Raw genomic sequence first — 17,962 nt, 5'->3', positions numbered from 1 at the left:
CGCTCAACGCAGCCGATACATCCGGTAGAAATGCGCAACGAGACGACCGCCTCGCTGCCGGCAACGTAGCCATGGCCAGAAGCCAAGATCCATGCGTCCGCGCTGGCGTAGCAGTGCGCAGATGAATCTCATCTTTGCCAGCCAGAACCCGTTCACGACGGGCGATCCGAACACGGAATGTTCGAAGACGCCGAAGTTCTCGACGTGATAGACATCGGTAAACCAGGCAATCTCAGCAGGTGCCGGATTAAAAACCATCCGTGCATGATGCCGAGCCGTGACGGCAAGCAGCCACCGCTCGCTGTAATAACGATGGGCCAGCAAATCGTCCAGGCGCTCGAAGGTTGCCAACAAGCGCAGTTGCTCGGGCCGGACCTTCGTCTCGAACAGCGAGCGCTCGCTGAATTCGCCGAGCACGACCTCGCCCTGGCCGTCGGGCCGCAGGCGGTAGGCCGCAGCTGAGCCGTGGTCGGCGGCGAGCATCACTTCGAACAACGCGCGATTCTCGTTGAACACCGCATAGTGCGGCGTGCGGCCATCGATGGCAGAGAACATCAAACCGCGCTTCTCGTTTCCGGGGCCAGCCTCACCCGCGCTCACCAGTCCAAGGTAAACGCCATTGAGTGCCTTGGCCGGCCGGCCGCCCTCTGCCTCTTCAGCCTGGAAGAGCCTGCGCAGGTTGTCTTGGATCGTTCCCTTCCACCCCACGTCGACGATCGTCAGTGCCGCGTTGGGCGCCTGCAACGCAAAGCCGTCCAGATAGGCCAGCATGGCCTTGCGACCATTAACGCGCGCGGTTTCATAGGCTGTACGAAACCCTTCGTTCGCAAGAAGTTCCTGGAAAACCGGGCTCGTTGGCAAATCCTCCTCTCGCACATGCAGGTCGTGCCCCGGCAGCTCACGTTCCAGCTGCGGCAGCATGTGCTCGAGACTGAGGTTCAGCAGAAACTCCTCTGCCGAGATGCGCCGGTATTGTCGGAAAAGGATCTCGAAGCGCTCTGTTTCCAGCGGCCCCAATGACGGCAGAAAGGTCGCCCGGCGCGACACCTCAAGGTAGTGACTCCGAATCTGCATGTCAGCAGTCGGCGTTCGCTGATTTTGGTAGTGGTCGAACAATTGCTTCAGCAACTGCCCTTCGCGCGCCAAAAAGAAGACGTCACGCACACCGGCGCCCAACAGCGATGCGTAGAGCCGCTCCGTGAACGTGAACAGCGTGAGTGCGAGCTCCGGGAATGCCGATGCCTTATCACCAGCCAAACACGCATCGATCTCGCGCTCTGTTGCCGCCCTGTCCGCTGCGCGCCGCGCCAAGCTGGCGTACATATCATGACGCGCCGCGCGGTCCAGCAGGATCGTAGCCATACCATGCTGCTGCGGCTGACGATGATCTGCCTCCGCGTTGTCGCCGATCATCACAGCGTCACTTGCGCCTGCGCCGATCGCCTCCAGGATCATCGGGAAGGCGCGGCCGGACCGCTTGGTGAGCAAGGAATCAGCAGACACGAAGACGCGATCGAATAGCTGCTCGATCCCGTGAAACCGCAGCATCCGGCGAAACGCCGTCTCAGGAAAATAGAAATCGCTGACGAGGATGATACGGCGGCCCGCCTGTGCCGCCTGCTGCAATAGAGCAACGACCCCTTGATCAAGCCGCTGCACAGCGCACTCGATCGAGAGCTCCAGTTCCAGGCTTAGCGCCAAAAATGCTTCGAGACGCGGGCGCGTCTCTGGTGCAAGTTCCTCCCACACCTTCTGGTAGCACTCGACGACGTTGAACTCGGGGTCTGCGCCATTTGCTGCGTTGCGCTTGCACAGCGCTACTTCAATTCGCGCTCGGCGCCCATACAATTCGCCGTCTGACAGACCCAGCCCGAACGCGTGCGAAACCCGCTCCGCCCATTGTCGCTTGACGTCTTCGGGGTGGATTGCCCGCGAGACCAATGTGTCGAAATAGTCGCTGCAGACGATGGTGACATGTGGTGGAACCGCATCAATGTTGACCGATGCATCGTTCAATTCGTGAACTTCGATATTCATGATTTTATGGCGGTCACATTCACTTTGAAGGCACCGCCTCCTTCCATTCTGGCCTTGCCCGTGGGGGCTCTTGAACACTGTCCTTACGGCGCTGCCTGGCCCACTCGCACACGGCAATAGGCAGCAGCAGGAAGCCCAGGAAGTGCATGTCATACAGATACAGAAAGACGTCGGCCGGTGCTAGCAAGAAGAACACGCCGGCACGCGCAAGCAGCGCGAGTGCAATGACGCCCGCTATCGGTACGACACGAATCAGGCCTACCAGCAGCACGCACAGAAGGAATTGCGGCAGCGTCGTAGCATATCGACCGTAAAAGTCGAGTATGGCCCTCGAGGCCATCTTGAACTCCCGCGTCTCAAGCGTAAAGCCGAGCAGGTCGTTCATGACAACGGTGTCAGTGTCCTTCATCCAGACTCGGTCACTAAACTTCCCATAGCTCTCTGGAGCGTGCGCTGGTGACTGTCGCACGGGAATCCATCGATGGCCAAGCGTCGAGAGAAAAATCGCACTGCGCATCTCAACGAATCGCAGGGGGTCGCCTAGCGCACCCCGAAATAAGTCCTTCTTGAGCATGCGAATAGCTTCCGCGGGTGGCAGTTGCCGACCTTCCTGGTCCTGATGCCACCAGATGACGTGGAAGACGCTCCAGTTGTCGATGGCCCGACGAACATCCATTAACCCGCTCAGGTCGTTCTCTATCTGTCCCCTCTCCGCCGGGGACAGCTGACTATCTGGATTGGTTAAGAAACCGACCAGCGGGCCAACGAGTGAAGCCTCGGCGTATTTGTTGCGCTCGCCCTCCGGATATCCCGCCTTACCAAAAATGACGCGTTCTGCGGCAGGATTGGCAAGCAGCGTGACCACAAGAGTGATCGCTGAGTAGACGATCACCAGTCGCCTGCCACTACTGCTAAGCAGGGGGGATGCGATGAAGATCACCGCCAGGAAGGCAATATTGTCGATGCGCAGCAGCACGAGACAAACAGCAAGCAGGCCGAGCACCGTGCGGTATGGCAGGGTTGCACTGTCTCCACGCGCCTTGTGCCTCAACACGCCGGCAGCCCATAGCACACCAAAGGCGGCGACAAGCACTCCGTTCATCGCATCGCGGAGATGAACAGTCGCACCGAACGGAACGATCGTCAACGGCATAAGTAAGCACGCGAGCGCCCCAACGCGGCGCGCTGCCACGCCCGATTCGACGCAGCGAACGGTAACCCACTGGATCAGGAGCGCCGCAATGACACACTGCCATACGCCAATGAGTGGAGGCGGCATCAAAAGGAACAAGGCGCCAACGATCATCGGGTAGCCGATGCCATACCAAAGCGTAATGGTTCCGGTTTGAGCCTGGATGAATGGTGAATAAGCATCCCATCCCACCGTCCCGGGCCACTGAATAACCAGGGTCAACAATACCCAAGCCATCGGCGCCGTATACAGCCATGTGACAAGGTGGCGACTGCCGTGCTGCCAGTTCCGACATGCGACTTCAAAATTGCCCACGGCGATCAAGGCCAAAAATGGGAGAACGCCCACCAAACAGGCGGCGATAATCTTCTGGAGGAAGAACGCTTGTGTGTCTCGCCGGTTGATCTCAAGAAGCGCATGGCTGCGCCCAAGTTCGCTTGCTGGCGCATAGCCAACGGGGCTGTCTACCGAGAGTTGCAGCAGCGCCAACTCACGCCCGCGGGTATCCTGAGCCCGAACGGATCGAATCAACGAGTGCGGGAACTCCCACGGCGAAATTCGGATGAAAGCCCGGCTGTATGATACCGAGACGCTATTCGCATGGCACTGCGCGACAACGTAGCCATCAACCTGCCCATGTGCAGCATCGCTTGGCGCGACGAGGGCGCCCTCCGTTATGCCGATCCTTACGCGGATTCCTTGTCCATCAGACGCCACATGTCGAAACACCTGCAGACCCTCGCCCTCGGCGCATACGTTACCGCCAGCCGACAGTACCTCGTCTTGCCCTCGCTTTCCCACTCCATCGAAGGGACGCACCGGTCGCAGATAGCCGGACTCTGGCCGTAGGTACACAGCTTCGCCTTTACCTCGTTCGGCCGACAACTCTACGGATGGCCCGCCGGCCCCTTCTTTAAGCGGTAACGCAAATGGGCCCGAGCCCGCATCAACCTCCAGGCGAGCAACGGACCCGGTGCCATACGCAAGGAGTTCTAACGTGCCCGGGTACGAACGGCCAGCCACGCCGATACCTGTCAGTGTGCCCAAGAGGACAGAAGCTGTAGTCACCACTTGCCAGCGCGATGGTAGCGAGACCAACAGTGCACCAAGCGACAGGAGTGCCATCAAAGGGATCAGGCCGTAAAGCACACGCCGCATCTTGCCCGCAGTGGACGACATTGGATGCGGCAGGTCCATCGCCATCACCGATTGCGCCTCTGCAAAGAGATCAACACGCTGCTCAGTAGTGCCCATCCGGACGATGGCAATTCCGGAATACGGATGCATCGCCAAGCGCAAGACGTCGCCATCACGCCACTTCCCTCTGAGCACCGCACGATTGGGCTGGTCTTTATAGGATACGGACACAGCGTTGTCTCGTCGCTCCCAGCCTGGCCCCTCGAAATAAATCCTGCCCGGCGTCACGTCAGGTAACCAGATTTCAGTGCCGCCAGCATGCGGATTGTGTTCGCCCGTTGCAACAACCTCGACCGTCGGATAGGCATCCATCACGGGCGGCATCATCGACGCGAGCAGGAGGCCACACAGGCCGTGCAAGGCCAACACGGCGAGCGCCCGGCCGCCGCTCAATGCCTTCAGCACATGCACAAAACCCGCGCCCAGCACTCCGGCCACCAAGCCAAGAGCCAGTTGCGGGACATCGAGTTCGTACATGCCGACGGCGCTGCGCGCCACGAAATAAAGCGAAACCGCGACTGCCAGCCCCGTCAGCACGCAACGGCGCCGGTTTGCCACCAGCATATGACTGATACGCCAGCGCGGCCGGCTTACCGTCGCCATCGACTTTTCTCGCCTCACGACTGGTCGCTGCTGGCCGTCGGCACGTCCGATCTGGAAAGGAACGCATCCACGTCAGCGGGCGTCCCCAGCGGAATAACACTGCTGGCAGGCACACGATGGACATAGACCGGCCGATCCTCACCGATCAAATGGTTGTAGAGCGGCGCGATATATTTCTCGCCCTTGGCCATGTTGCGCTCATCTGCAAAAAACTCGCGATACGACCTTGCGTACAGGGCGAATGACGAAAACCAGTACAACCCAACCGTTGCATCGTCCGAGATGCGCTCCTTTTCCTTCAGCTCGGAGATGCGCCCGGTACCGTCGGCTTTGGCGAAGCTCCAAGCCGAACCAGCCCCCGGGAAGCAAGGAATCCAGCCGTCCCCGCGCACGGCATCAGCTGGAAGCGCAGCTGGTTCCACGAAAGTGTCGATGTTGTAAACCAGCATCGGCTGAGCGGGATCGCGCACCGCTGGCGCCGCAAGCATCGCGCTTGTCGCCTGACCGTCGGTCAGCGTGTCGAGACCAACAATGCCGAAGTCGCGGATACCGAGCTGGACACATTGGGTCGCGATGAAATCGTCTGCCTCGTCCTCCTTGCGCACGACAAAGATGAACGGCGAGCCCTGACGAATGAAGTTGGCGAGGCTCAACATCGACCACGCAAAGAGGGTCTTGCCGTGTGCCTCGATCTGATACTTCGGCACACGGTAGCCGGCATCGCGGAAACGCTGGCCCATACCAGCCATCGTAATGATCACGGTAGATGTCATCTCAACTCCATTGCACGGCTACTGGCCGTTTTCACCAGGAGAAATAATTTCCAGCACTTCTTCGTAGCTGTGCTTAAGGAACTCGTCGGGGCGAATCGCCTTATCATCGACGTAAAAGCCGCCATGGCCCACCCAGGGCTTGCCGAGATGAAGCTCGTCATGGGGAATCTGGTGTTTCTCCAGCCAGTTCAGTAAGACCTTCGCAGTATTGGCGTTGATCAACCCGACATTCCCCTCGTACGTCTTCATGTTCCGCGAGGAATACAGAATGATGTAGAAACCCATCTCGCGGTACTCGCGAATCTTCGCCACCACATCCGGGAACGGGATTAAGTCTTCGTACCGCTCCGATGAGCCCTTGGTTGGGACGATCGTGCCGTCTATATCCAGGACCAGGCAACGCTCTTTGCTAATCATGGCTTTCCTTATGCAAGATTCGTCTGTCTGCGCGGCGCAATCTCATCCAAAATGGCAGCCGCATTCAGGACAAAGGCCAGTACCTTCTTAGGGATGTCGATGTGCAATGGCAACATGCTAATAAAAAGTGATGCCTCGCACAGGCGCACCAAGACCGGCTCGAAGCCACGCTGCGCGAGCATCGCCTGGAACGCTACGCGTGCCCACTGGCGGTCTCCCTCATCAGTTTGCAAGGCCATATCGAGACCGGCACCCATGTCGATATTGAAGCGCCCACTGTTGATGAAATCGTAGCCGCCCTGGATCGAGTGCGAGAGCTTGGCAAGGTCGTAGTACGGGTCGGTGTAGAGGTCGTCCTCCGTCGTTGCGCCGCGCGGATCGATCAAGCGTAACAACTGCGTCGACTTGCTATACAGCATGTTCGAGAAGCAAAGATCGCCATGACCAACCGCTAGCTCGGCCAGCGGGAATTTCGTTCGAGCCCCGAAATAGCATGCTTTGTAGCGCTCGAGCAGCGCATCAATACCGCCCACAGCCTGATCGATCAATGGCCGCAAACGCGCATACTGCGGCATGCTCTTCAGCTCACTGATACGCTCGGCGACTTTTTCCCAGTACAGCCGATCCAGAGTTTCAAGGGCTTTCTGGCGGCCCACGGCGCGCTTCGGGCGAACGTCGACAAAGTGGAAGATCCGCTTCAACAGCCGATCGAACTCCTCGGGCCGGATCGCATCGTGAACCCATTGAATAGCCATGTCCGGCAGGAACAGCCGCTCCATGCGATAGCTCGCATAACCATCGTGTTCTTCGAAATCAAAAGGCTGCACGAAGAACATCTGCACCCGTGGAGGCAAGAGACCGTAGTAGCTAAACTCCCGCTTCAGCTTTGCAATATCTGTCGAACGTTTAACGATCGTGAAGTTCTCGTTGACGATCGCGTTGAAATGACGGACCTCAAAGTTGCTGGTCAGAAAGATCAGAAACTGCGCTTGATCACGCAAATCAACAAACTGCAGGTCGTTCTCAAGGGTGGCGAGTTCTCGGCCATGGCGTGAAATAAAATCGGTCGATCGCCCTTCGGCGGCTAGCGCCGCCAAGTAGCGCCGCGCCAGGGCCGCATCGAGCAACAATAGACCTGACCATTCCGCGCCGTTGGTGACAGCAAGTTGCAGGTTGTCGGGCGCGTAACGAAGCTGCTTCAAAAGCGTGACGAGCTGGGCCTTTGGCGCAAGCGCGACGATGTTCGCAGGGAACACGAGATATCGCCCAGGCTCATTCTGATGAACCAATCGCTGCTCGAGTTCAAGGACACTCTGATGGCTCGAAAGCACAATTGGCGGCGACAGCCCTGCAGCAGCTGCCGCATCCTCGATGTGCTGTGTCAGCGTCCGCCTGCGATACAACAGGCTGCCAAAGCTGTTAACACCAGTCAGGCCGGCAACGTCATCCGAGACGCGGACGGTATCGTCAATAACAAGGGATAGCATCTGAGACAATAGTTCTCGTTACACGGCGTCAGGCCCGCCGCGGCACCACCGGTGTTTCTTCCGACAGGCGGCCTGGCGCATAGATCAGCCCGGCCAAGCACGCTACTGCCAGCAGCGACGTGCGCATCACGATGCCGTAGGTGATCAGTTGCGATGCCATCGTCCACACGCCGTTTTCAAGCGTCGATTCAACGAATGTGAAACTCTGTTCTGAAAACGCGACGTAGCCCACGGATGTCGCCGAAACGTAGCGAAGAAAGCCATCAAGTGCCGACGCCCAAACTGAACCTGCTGCATTCAGGACCAAACCAAACGATGCGAGCTCCAGCAGCCAGATCAGCGCAGAGATCGTGCTGACGACCGCATACTTGCCGCGAATGATCCGTTGGCCGTGCCGGAGAAAGGTCAGCATGGTGTGCACGACGCGCAGCACAACCACTGCACGTTCGGTTCGATAGCGCCGGATGATGAACAGCGACAGCGCCTGCAGGTTTTCCGGCAGCACCACGAAAGCGACGCCCGTCAGGACGATGAATGCGGCCGATACACCAGCCAGCGGCAGCATGGCTACTGCTCCAGTCCCCGACCATGCCACTGCACATACCATTAGCAGGACGAGCGCACCGACATCAAAGCCACGTTCGATCCAGACAGTCAGCAACGATCGCTGCATGCTGCCGATCACCGTTCTCAGCTCAAGCACCCGATATGCTTCCCCAAGCTTGAACGGAAGCAACAAGCTGACGCCCGCCGTGAAGAAATGAACCAGCGTGAGCCGACGCAGACTGACTTCATGACTGCCGGCCAGCATGGCCAAACGCAGCGCGCGCAGCAAGTGCGAGAACAGGTACGCAAGTATCGCCAGCGTAAGGAGCCAGCCACCTGATTCCCCAAGGCGCGCGAAGATGCGGAAGAAAGAACCCGAGATCGTCCCCAGTGCCACGCAGGCACCAATCAGCACCAGCAGGAAAAGCGCTGTGCCTGCGGTCTGCCACGCGGATCGTGGAGAGCCGGATCTGCCAGCCCCGAGAGGCCCGTTGCGCCAAATCATTGGGCCGCCACGCGAGCGTCGATGTTCGCCGCAATTACTTCCGAGCGGTAGTCGGCGTCAGGTTTACCACTGTGATCTGCCTCAAGAAACCAGCGCTTCCTGAACATAAAGCTCGCCACAATACTCAGCGTGCGACGCGCCTGTTTGAACAGCTTGACGTTGGAAATCTGGTCGTCCTCACGCCAGGAGATCGGGAAGAAACGAATCTTCCACCCCGCGGCGACAGTACCGAGAATCATGAAATAGTTGAATGTCAGGTCGTTGGCGTACTTCAGATAGCCAGTCTTTGCCAGCGCCTCGGTAGAGTAAAGGTTCAATCCGGAGCCCAGATCATAGAGCCGCGTCCCTGCGGCAACCGAGAATATCCAGTTAAACACCTCGTTGCCGAACGTACGGAAACGCGAGTAATTCTGAAGGCGAGAACCACGCATGAAACGTGCACCGAGAAGACAATCCGCACCAATGTGCTCACGGGCCTGCAGCAACGGCAGAAGATCGTGGACATCGCCTTGGTCATCGCCGTGCAGAACCACGACATAGTCGAAACCGTGCTCGCGCGCGTAGTTGAAAGCCACCTTATGCGAGCCACCCAGGCCATAGTTGCCGACGTTCTCGAGCAAGCGTGCGGGAATCGTGTCGACCTTGTCGAGCGCCGCCCTGGCCGCCACTTGGCTACCATCCGTGCTGCGATTGTCCACGACAATCACCTCGTGGATATCCTTGCACACCTCTCCGTCAAGCTGGCCCAGCACGCGGCCAATCTGACGTTCGCAGTTGTACATGGGAATGAACAACAGGACCTTACGCTTATCGCTCTTCATCATCTTTCCAAATAACAAGCCGGTCAGCCATGGCTGCCGGCTTCGTGGCGCCCGCACCGCCCTCTGTTAGTGGGCAAGCACGACAGGGGCCCGATTACAGGCTAAGCCGCTCCGTCGCGGTCTTGCTCACAGCGAAATTACAAAGCATAACTACGGGCGTGATAGCGATCTTGGCCGCGACGATCGCCTCGCCTCGCGTAAGCATCGCCACCAGCCAGGTCACCAGTTCCTTCATGACCCACGAGGCGACAAGAATCATGCAACCGTTGTAGACCAAATAAAAAGCCAGCTTCCGATGCATGAGGCCGTTGTTCCGGTTGAAGACAACGTGCGCGGTGATCAGAAACGCAGTGGCCGCCGCAATGGTGGAGCTGACGATATTGCCAAGCAGCGGACCGATGCCAACCCAACCTGTTAATGCCAGCAGGATTGCAAAATCCAATATCCAGCACGCGCCAGAAACACCTGCGAATCTCATGAACTGTCGGAGCGTTCTTTGCAATACCTCGCCGTCGATCCCCATCTGTCGCCTCATTTAGTCGCCAGAAGCGAATCAAAGAATTCGCCAAATTTGTGCGCCTTTGACTCCCACGACCAATCTTGAATGGACACGAGGTTCTCCCGTGACAGCGCCTTGAGTTTGGCTGGCTCCCGAAGCAATTCGAGTAGCTTTCCCTTTAACGCAGCACGTGAGCGCTCCGGCAAAATGAATGCCTTCTGTAGTGGCCCGAATGCTTGTGGAACGATGCCAACGTCCGTGGATACCACTGGCACCCCACACGCCATTGCCTCAAGCACTGGGTTGGGCGTGCCCTCAATCTTTGAAGGGCAGACGTAGATATCAATGGCACTGTAGTAATCGGGCATCTCCTCGTGAGGGATGAAGCGGTCTTGCCGATCTGCAAAGTGCGCTCGGATCGGCCAGCCTTCTGCGCGCAACTCTTCCAAGACAGGTTTAAGGATTGTATGAAGCCCCTTGAAATCCTCTTGCAGATCCGACGCCCACTTACTGTTGCCCACCCACCCGATCACCAACTCACGCCCCTCTGTATGATCGAAGCGGCTCAGTGCCTTTGGTGTGAACAAGCTGAGATTGACGCCATCCTCGATCACAGCGGTTGGCTGGGGATACTGTGGAACCTCTTTATATATTGCGTTCAACTTCTCCGAGGAAACCGTATAACCGTCAATCAGACTTCCGAAAATTGCCTCTCGGCCTCGCAACTCGTCCTCGCCAAGCAACAGGTGATCGTAGACACTCGTGCTGAGCTTCTTTGTCTTGACAAAGCGTCGCTCGAACTCCTCGTATGAGATGCCGAGCTGCTCAACATATCCCCTGTAGTACGGGGTCCCGATCAACGTCAAATGTTCGCGCCAGAAGAAGTGCACGATCTGACAGTCAGCAGTCATCAAGAAGATTTGATCGATGTTGTCGATCACATCCATCGGAATGATCTTGACTTCGTAGCGTGATGAAAGATGTGCCTGAAGCTGCCGCGCGATATTGCCGAAAGCCCAATTATCGGTGTCAATAATCAACGCGATGCCAACTTTGCCGGCATCACTCCTCCCCGACGCCAGCGAATCCGAAACGATGGAAGCCGTTGATATCCCAAGCTCCTCCTGCCTGGCTCCGAGCCAGACATCGACTGCATCGCTCCATACCTTGAAGCCATGCTTGGATTCCAAGTGCAGGGCTGACTTTTTAAGGACGTCCCGCGAAAACCGCTCTCGCTCATAGTCCTTGTCAGATTTGCTTTCCGGCTTCGGATGATCATGAACAAATGCCAGCACCGACGTGGAACCAACTTTGTACCCTTGCTGAAACAGGCGAATCGAGAAATCGATATCCTCGAAGCCCACAAACATCCGCTCGTCATATCCGCCGACGGCTTCGAACGTGCTGCATTTGAGAACACAAGCGCCGCCGAATAGAAAAGTTGACAGAAACGGCGTCGCCTCCCGCTCGTCCGTTACCACCTCCTGTCTGCAAGCGCTCCCAGCCCCAATGTAGAGCTCTTTCCCGTCAAAATGGATGTATAGATGCCCACCATAGGCAAAGATCGTCGCCTGATCAGGATCGAGCAGAGGGAGGCTCATGAAATGGCATCCCAACTGTGCCAAGTCCTTCTGAAGGCGCGGCAACGGATCGTCGATAAGATAGATATCGTTATCGAGACACATCAACCATTCGGTCTGGACTAGCGGAATCGTCCGATTCCTCCCGCCGGCCACACCGTAGTTCTCGCCGAGCTCGACGATTCGGTAGCGATAGGGCTGCTCTTCACATACAGAACGCAGGTACGCCAACTCGTGCGGCGCCGAACCGTTGTCAATGATCAGCACTTCGCCTGCGAATGAGGGAATACAGCGCGAAATCGATCTGAGCAGCTTCTCCGAAAGCTGCGACCGATTCATCGACAAGAAGCTGATGGTCAGATTTTGGCCATGCTGACCAATATTCGGCCCGTGGGGTTGGTGGAGATCATTCGCCAGCCATGCGTGATTGGCGTCGAAAACGTAGCCGAGTTGCACCAAGCCATCGACGAGACGCTTGTCACTGGCCATGTACAAGCCTCCTCAAACTCCTTGCCAATCGTAGTATTGGCATGCGGATCGGCGCGGGTATCAGACTCCTCAGTCGCACGTAGCGAGCGGCTGCCACGGAAAGGCGCAGGTTTTCCGCCCGCAACTCCTCATGGGCAACCTTCAATGCGTTGTACTCTGCCTCCTGAGCAACCTTCAACGCGTTGTACTCCTCATTGCGTCTCGTCAGCCCCTCCCTCATCAACTCATTCTCAGCCAGAAGTGCGTGGTTGCGCAGCAGTACCTTTCGAAGTTCGCCTTCACCATTGGCACCTATCGACCTCAATTGACTAGCAAGTTGATCAACTTTTACCTTGCTAAGCCGTAGTTCCTCCCGCAGTCGATCTGCGTCGTGCAGGTGCCCCTGAAAAATACCTTCCTTGAATGCATCCATCGAGAGAGGCAGAACGGCGGCAGTCCCAGTCGCAGGGCCGTTATCGCCCCACACGCCCACGAAGTAGCTGGCGTTCTTGGCACGTGGCCCACCACCAGGCTCTGCTGGGACCGCCACTGCGCTCAGATCACGCGTCTCTCGCATGAGAATTTGCCCGCTCTCCGCATTTGCACGCACGTAGCCTTCCAGAGGCAGGTTGCAGAAACCTGTAATCGGCCCCCCCAGATACCAGCCGGAGGCTTCTCCCAGTACGCCCCGAGCCAGCTCCTGGAACTCATCGAGAGAGTACTTGCGTCGATGGAAGGGATTGCTTCTATCCGCTTCCGGGAAATACCACCAGTCATTCGGGCAGCTCACCACAATCGTCCCGCCCGGCTTTAACAAGCGCTTGATTGCCCGGAGGAATGCTGCTGGATCCTCCACATGCTCCACCGTCTCGAGAGAGACGATCAGATCGAAACTTTGTGGCTCAAACAGCGTGTCAACGGCCTCAGCACTGTGCTGGGTGAAGTTCACCTTCTCTCCACCAAACACGTTACGCGCGTGCGCCACAGCCTCCTCGGAGATATCCACGCCCTCAACCGCCGCGGCACCCCAGTCGACCATCATGCGGGAGCCATAGCCCTCCCCGCACGCGATATCGAGAATCCGTTTTCCCTTGCATTGCCCCTTTACAAATCCGTACCGCGCAATGTGAATAGCGGCTTCGAGGCCATCGTAGCCTCCACCCTGTTCGAAACTCAGTCTCTCAATGTGCATCTTGTTTACTTCCTTACATCATCAACCATCGCAACGTCCCATCGACGATCGAGATGAATCAGGCCAACGGAATTGAAGTCGTCGACAACCCTGAACGGGCACACGTCTTTGGCTTCTGCATGAACGACAAGACCACCTTCGTCATTGATCGCCACCCGCCATTTATAGCTGCCGCTTAGCAATGGGAAATTTGGAAAAGTGACGGTGAACTCGCCCTGTTGTGATGAAGGATGAGGTGAGTACCCGTCCATCAGTGTTGTCGAACCGCACAGGTATAAACCGTCGTGGCGGTATAGGTTAAAAACGAAGCTGATATGTTCTGGAATTCGCATCGCTTTTGCTGCGAAGCGAACTCGCAATTGTATGGTCTCTCCACTTGCCACTTCGTCTATGGAGTGACCATCAGCATTCGTCAACGCAACATCTGTAATAGCAAACAGACGCTCCGGTTCGGCCGGCTCCGGCTCCGACACAACTTCAGTGTTCACCGCCTCGCTGTCCGTGGGTATCGTCGGTTCCTCTTGCTCCTTTGCCACAGGGGCAAGGATAAGAGCAGAGGCGACCTCCATATCGACCGAGTACTGATCAATCACTCGCCCCGCGCTGCCGAACATTTTCTGCTGTCCGTGATCAAGATACAGCGCCCGCTGGCAGATGGACTTCACCTGATACTGATCGTGGGACACGAACAGTATCGTGCAACCCTTTTCCCGGACTTCATAGAACTTCGCCAAGCAACGGCGCTGAAACGCAGCATCACCCACTGCAAGAATCTCGTCGACAATCAGGATTTCCGGATCGACGTGAATGGCCACCGAAAAGGCCAAGCGTGCGAACATGCCGCTTGAGTACTGCTTGACTGGTTGCTCGATGAACTGACCGATATCAGCAAACGCGGCAATCCTGTCGAAACGAGCATCGATCTCCTGCGACGTCAAACCGAGCAGCGCGGCATTGAGATACACGTTTTCCCGGCCGGTGAATTCCGGATTGAAGCCCGCGCCGAGTTCCAGCAGCGCCGCGACGCGGCCGTTTGTGCGGATCGCCCCCGTTGTCGGAGTGACCGTCCCGCAGATCATCTGCAGCAGCGTGGACTTGCCCGACCCATTCCTGCCGATGATGCCGACGGTCTCACCCTTGCGAACGTCGAAGGAGACATCACGCAGCGCCCAAAACTCTCTGGCATAGCTGCGCGGCTCTGCCCCGACAAGCCTACGCAGCCGCGGAACAATTGATTGCTTCAAACGGTCCTGAGGGCGGTCATAAATGTTGTAACACTTGCCGAGCCCCTCGACGTGAATGGCCAAATCATCAGAGGACATCAGCAAATCCTTTACGCGTTTTCTGGAACCACAACAGTCCGAGGATGGCGATCGCCGCGCCGAAGGCCAGGTAGATCAGCCACTGCAGCCAGTCCATCGAACGTCCGAAGATCACGGTGCTCCTCGCCTCTTCGATGACATAGGTCAGCGGGTTCAACCGCATCCAGATCTGGAACCGCTCGGGCAGTGCCGAAATTGGGTAGAAGATGGGCGAGATGAACGCCAGGATCGTCGTAAACAGACTGGTTGCCTGCGCGATGTCGCGCACGTATACGCCCAACGCGGCCAGAAACCATGCGACCCCCACCGTGGCAAGCACCAGGGGCAATAGCACCAGCGGCAAATACACCACTGTCCACGGTACAGAGCCGATAATCAAGAACTCAGCGATCAGCAGCACAATGAAGCTCACAGCCATGTGGAACAGCGCCGAGCCCATCGCCACCAAGGGCAGTATCTGCAGCGGGAACACCACCTTCTTGACGTACGTGACGTTGTTCAGGATCAGTGTCGGCGCACGGTTGACGCATTCCGCAAAAAGCCCATGCACCATCATGCCGACGAAGAGAATCACGGCGAATTCGGAGTGCGACGCATTCTGCGCACCGCCGCTCCAGCGTGCCTTGAACACGACGGCAAAGACGAACGTATAGACCGCAAGCAACAGCAGCGGGTTGAAGAATGACCACGCGAGCCCCATCACGGAGCCGCGGTAACGCCCAAGCACCTCTCGCTTGACCATCTGCAGAACCAACCCTCTGTAGTTCCGCAGGGCCAAGATCGAATTCAAGACTACATTCACACTGATATTCCTTTCAGACCAGAAACGCCGGCACTCCACCGAGGCGAGAGCTCGCCTTCACTCTGGGACACGACGTTTGGCCAGAACAAGTTTCCGACCGAAACGAATGAACCGCCAAGCATTCCTCATGACCAGCAAATGGACGATGGTGACCCCCAGGAACAGGAGAAAGAGCCCCTGCTCGGACATCCCAGTCTTCCAACCAACAACACCAATAAGCCCCATCAGCGAATTGCTGAAAACGAGGATCCAAACAATGCTCTCGGGCTTCAGGTCTAACCGCAACAGGATGTGATGCAGATGCGTGCGATCTGCTGCAAGCGGGTTCTTACCTTTGAGCATGCGGCGGAGCACGACCGCAAGCAGATCGATCAGGATGAAGCCGAGCACCCAGAGCATCACCACCGGTGGCACGTGACGCGAATCGCTAGGCGTCGACTGGGACAACTCCACGGCAAACCATACGATTGCATAGCCAAGCATCAGGCTGCCGGCGTCGCCAAGAAATACCCGCAGCTTTCCGCGCAGTGGATTGCGGATGTTGAAAACCAGAAAGCCAATCAATGCACCGCAAAAAATGACGCAAATCCGTTGCGTCACGCCGTTACCAATTTCGCCGGCAATATACGCAAACCAGGCGAAGATCACAAACCCCAGGCCACCCGCAAGACCGTCCATGCCATCGCACATGTTGAGCGCGTTGACGACAGCGACCACAGCGAAGAGCGTTAGCGGAATTCCCCAATTAGCCAACTCGATTTCGCGCCGACTAAAGAGGTCTCCCAACGACGTCAGATAGACGCCCCCCCAGGAGGTCATCAAGATGGCAGCACACAACTGCACGACGAGCTTCGTCATCGGAGCCACATTCTTGACATCATCTAGCACGCCCATCATGGCAAGCAGCGCCATACCGGCTAGCAATGGGATGAAGGATCCCTGCACGCGCACAAACAATACAGCCGTCACCGTCACTGCCACCGTCATGGCGATACCGCCGACGAGCGGGACATCCCCGTCATGGCGCTTCCGCACATTCGGCCGGTCAACCAAGCCAATCACGACGGCAAACGGCCGCAGCAGCAGGATGGTGATCACGCAGAGCAAGAATGCGAGGGCCGGAACCCAGAAGAAATCGAACATGTTCGCGTTGGTGCTAATTCAGGTGATACGCCATTGAGCCAGACGGAAACGCCAGTACGTCTTTGAGCACATCAAGCGGACAAGGCTGCCGATATGCCACGCTAGGTAGCGCCATTTCCGACGACTCGCGCGCTGCGCATCATGCTGAACAACGGCGTGCTGATTCCATGTAACAGACAGCCCGGCAAGGTGGCTGCGCAGACAGATGTCGACATCTTCGCAATAGAGCTTAAAAGCCGGATTGAAGCCCCCCAGACGCAAATAGGTCGCGCGATCAAACACAAGACACATACCAGCCAACCAGTCGACCTGCTGTTCTTCAACGGCTGGGGAATAATCCGCCACGAACCGCCGCCGGATCCAGCGATTCAACATTCTTCGAATCGAAGGCACATATCTCGCACTGTCTTCAATCGTGCCGGCTGACGATACGACTCTAGGGCCTGCCACGCCGGGCCGACGCCGCACGCAATCACTCAACGCAGTCAAGCTGGAAGCATCCAGCCGCACATCGGGATTCAATACGCAAAAGCACTCTGCCCGACAGTGAGAGAACGCATTGTTGTGGTTCTCGCCGAAGCCCAATGGCCGCTCGTTCATCACCCACGTGATTCGGAAGCGATCGCTTTCGCTGACGGAGGGCCGCCGCTCCGGGAGGTTTTGCGTAATCACCACGTGCAGGGGCACCAGCGCAGCAGCCTGCTCCAACTGTGCCAACAATGGCAGCAGAAGATCAATCTGGCCATGACTGACTACAGACACCGTGATTGGTCTCACGGCTCCACTTACCTGAGTTGCGCTCATGGTTCAGTCCTGCAGCCACCCCGATGCGAACACTTCGGCATCGGACAAGTGCGGCGCGCGTGCGTCCTTGTCAGAGAGTACAGGCGCAGCGGTTATCGGCCACGCTACTCCAATGTCGGGATCGTTCCACGCGATGCACCGTTCATCACCCTGATACCAATACTCCGTCGTCTTATAAGCAAACTCCGCAGAATCTGACGTGACCAGAAAACCGTGGGCAAAACCTTCCGGAACCCACAACTGCCGCTTGTTCTCTGCGGACAATGTCACACCAACCCAGCGACCAAACGTGGGGGAATCCTTCCGGATATCCACAGCCACATCAAACACTTCCCCGGCAACAACACGTACGAGCTTGCCTTGGGGATGTTGGATTTGGTAATGCAAGCCACGCAGCACATTACGCACGGAACGCGAATGGTTGTCTTGCACGAACTCCCGTCGCAAACCCGTCGCGGCTTCAAAATCCTTTGCGCTGAAGCTTTCAAAAAAGAAGCCTCGGCTATCGCCAAATACCTTTGGTTCGAGAAGCAATACGCCGGGCAGCGTAGTTGGAGTAACCGTCAATTTCATG

Annotated in this window: 15 protein-coding genes; all 15 read right to left on the bottom strand. The window is 57.3% G+C overall.

Annotation, left to right across the window (positions count from 1 at the left end; all coding sequences use genetic code 11):
* Positions 1-3: 3 nt before the first annotated feature.
* Positions 4-2,037 (bottom strand): HAD family hydrolase, encoded by a 2,034-nt coding sequence (locus N5B55_RS02980; RefSeq protein ID WP_304539093.1) that lies wholly within the window; start codon positions 2,035-2,037, stop codon positions 4-6.
* 19 nt (positions 2,038-2,056) lie between these two features.
* The gene (locus N5B55_RS02975; protein WP_304539092.1) at positions 2,057-5,029 is read right to left on the bottom strand and encodes a hypothetical protein; all 2,973 of its coding nucleotides are present in this window, start codon (positions 5,027-5,029) and stop codon (positions 2,057-2,059) included.
* Positions 5,030-5,043: 14 nt separating this feature from the next.
* Positions 5,044-5,802 (bottom strand): glycosyltransferase family 2 protein, encoded by a 759-nt coding sequence (locus N5B55_RS02970; RefSeq protein ID WP_304539091.1) that lies wholly within the window; start codon positions 5,800-5,802, stop codon positions 5,044-5,046.
* Between the two features lie 18 nt (positions 5,803-5,820).
* Positions 5,821-6,219, bottom strand: a complete 399-nt coding sequence (locus N5B55_RS02965) for a capsular biosynthesis protein (protein ID WP_304539090.1) — start codon at positions 6,217-6,219, stop codon at positions 5,821-5,823.
* 8 nt (positions 6,220-6,227) lie between these two features.
* Entirely contained in the window at positions 6,228-7,706 is a 1,479-nt protein-coding gene (locus N5B55_RS02960; protein ID WP_304539089.1) for a capsular biosynthesis protein, read from the bottom strand.
* Between the two features lie 28 nt (positions 7,707-7,734).
* Positions 7,735-8,757 (bottom strand): lysylphosphatidylglycerol synthase domain-containing protein, encoded by a 1,023-nt coding sequence (locus tag N5B55_RS02955; protein ID WP_304539088.1) that lies wholly within the window; start codon positions 8,755-8,757, stop codon positions 7,735-7,737.
* The gene (locus N5B55_RS02950) at positions 8,754-9,581 is read right to left on the bottom strand and encodes a glycosyltransferase family 2 protein (protein WP_304539087.1); all 828 of its coding nucleotides are present in this window, start codon (positions 9,579-9,581) and stop codon (positions 8,754-8,756) included. The genes N5B55_RS02955 and N5B55_RS02950 overlap by 4 nt, the downstream gene beginning before the upstream one ends.
* Positions 9,582-9,672: 91 nt before the next feature.
* Positions 9,673-10,101, bottom strand: a complete 429-nt coding sequence (locus tag N5B55_RS02945) for a GtrA family protein (protein WP_304539086.1) — start codon at positions 10,099-10,101, stop codon at positions 9,673-9,675.
* An 8-nt stretch (positions 10,102-10,109) separates the two neighbouring features.
* Positions 10,110-12,146, bottom strand: a complete 2,037-nt coding sequence (locus N5B55_RS02940) for a glycosyltransferase (protein ID WP_304539085.1) — start codon at positions 12,144-12,146, stop codon at positions 10,110-10,112.
* Positions 12,136-13,317, bottom strand: coding sequence for a class I SAM-dependent methyltransferase (locus N5B55_RS02935; RefSeq protein ID WP_304539084.1), 1,182 nt, complete (start codon positions 13,315-13,317; stop codon positions 12,136-12,138). Before N5B55_RS02935 ends, N5B55_RS02940 begins: the two co-directional genes overlap by 11 nt.
* A gap of 5 nt (positions 13,318-13,322) precedes the next feature.
* Positions 13,323-14,639 carry an ABC transporter ATP-binding protein gene (locus N5B55_RS02930; protein WP_304539083.1) on the bottom strand — a complete coding sequence of 439 codons (1,317 nt, stop codon included), beginning with the start codon at positions 14,637-14,639 and terminating at the stop codon, positions 13,323-13,325.
* The gene (locus tag N5B55_RS02925) at positions 14,629-15,381 is read right to left on the bottom strand and encodes an ABC transporter permease (protein WP_304539748.1); all 753 of its coding nucleotides are present in this window, start codon (positions 15,379-15,381) and stop codon (positions 14,629-14,631) included. Before N5B55_RS02925 ends, N5B55_RS02930 begins: the two co-directional genes overlap by 11 nt.
* Before the next feature lie 117 nt (positions 15,382-15,498).
* Positions 15,499-16,584, bottom strand: coding sequence for an MraY family glycosyltransferase (locus N5B55_RS02920; RefSeq protein WP_304539082.1), 1,086 nt, complete (start codon positions 16,582-16,584; stop codon positions 15,499-15,501).
* A gap of 18 nt (positions 16,585-16,602) precedes the next feature.
* On the bottom strand, positions 16,603-17,388 hold the full coding sequence (locus N5B55_RS02915; protein WP_304539081.1) for a glycosyltransferase: 786 nt from the start codon (positions 17,386-17,388) through the stop codon (positions 16,603-16,605).
* Positions 17,389-17,391: 3 nt separating this feature from the next.
* The gene (gene rfbC / locus N5B55_RS02910) at positions 17,392-17,961 is read right to left on the bottom strand and encodes a dTDP-4-dehydrorhamnose 3,5-epimerase (RefSeq protein ID WP_304539080.1); all 570 of its coding nucleotides are present in this window, start codon (positions 17,959-17,961) and stop codon (positions 17,392-17,394) included.
* Position 17,962: the final 1 nt, after the last annotated feature.

Origin of the sequence: Ralstonia pickettii (assembly GCF_030582395.1) — a bacterium.
Lineage (GTDB): Bacteria > Pseudomonadota > Gammaproteobacteria > Burkholderiales > Burkholderiaceae > Ralstonia > Ralstonia pickettii_D.
The sequence above is the reverse complement of the archived record's forward strand: the minus strand, read 5'-3'. Positions and strand labels throughout refer to the sequence as shown.

What these genes read in the sequence shown, in the direction of transcription:
- N5B55_RS02980 (WP_304539093.1), bottom strand. Translation starts at nt 2,037, where the DNA reads ATGAATATCGAAGTTCACGAATTGAACGATGCATCGGTCAACATTGAT.
- N5B55_RS02975 (WP_304539092.1), bottom strand. Translation starts at nt 5,029, where the DNA reads ATGGCGACGGTAAGCCGGCCGCGCTGGCGTATCAGTCATATGCTGGTG.
- N5B55_RS02970 (WP_304539091.1), bottom strand. Translation starts at nt 5,802, where the DNA reads ATGACATCTACCGTGATCATTACGATGGCTGGTATGGGCCAGCGTTTC.
- N5B55_RS02965 (WP_304539090.1), bottom strand. Translation starts at nt 6,219, where the DNA reads ATGATTAGCAAAGAGCGTTGCCTGGTCCTGGATATAGACGGCACGATC.
- N5B55_RS02960 (WP_304539089.1), bottom strand. Translation starts at nt 7,706, where the DNA reads ATGCTATCCCTTGTTATTGACGATACCGTCCGCGTCTCGGATGACGTT.
- N5B55_RS02955 (WP_304539088.1), bottom strand. Translation starts at nt 8,757, where the DNA reads ATGATTTGGCGCAACGGGCCTCTCGGGGCTGGCAGATCCGGCTCTCCA.
- N5B55_RS02950 (WP_304539087.1), bottom strand. Translation starts at nt 9,581, where the DNA reads ATGATGAAGAGCGATAAGCGTAAGGTCCTGTTGTTCATTCCCATGTAC.
- N5B55_RS02945 (WP_304539086.1), bottom strand. Translation starts at nt 10,101, where the DNA reads ATGGGGATCGACGGCGAGGTATTGCAAAGAACGCTCCGACAGTTCATG.
- N5B55_RS02940 (WP_304539085.1), bottom strand. Translation starts at nt 12,146, where the DNA reads ATGGCCAGTGACAAGCGTCTCGTCGATGGCTTGGTGCAACTCGGCTAC.
- N5B55_RS02935 (WP_304539084.1), bottom strand. Translation starts at nt 13,317, where the DNA reads ATGCACATTGAGAGACTGAGTTTCGAACAGGGTGGAGGCTACGATGGC.
- N5B55_RS02930 (WP_304539083.1), bottom strand. Translation starts at nt 14,639, where the DNA reads ATGTCCTCTGATGATTTGGCCATTCACGTCGAGGGGCTCGGCAAGTGT.
- N5B55_RS02925 (WP_304539748.1), bottom strand. Translation starts at nt 15,381, where the DNA reads ATGGTCAAGCGAGAGGTGCTTGGGCGTTACCGCGGCTCCGTGATGGGG.
- N5B55_RS02920 (WP_304539082.1), bottom strand. Translation starts at nt 16,584, where the DNA reads ATGTTCGATTTCTTCTGGGTTCCGGCCCTCGCATTCTTGCTCTGCGTG.
- N5B55_RS02915 (WP_304539081.1), bottom strand. Translation starts at nt 17,388, where the DNA reads ATGAGCGCAACTCAGGTAAGTGGAGCCGTGAGACCAATCACGGTGTCT.
- rfbC (WP_304539080.1), bottom strand. Translation starts at nt 17,961, where the DNA reads ATGAAATTGACGGTTACTCCAACTACGCTGCCCGGCGTATTGCTTCTC.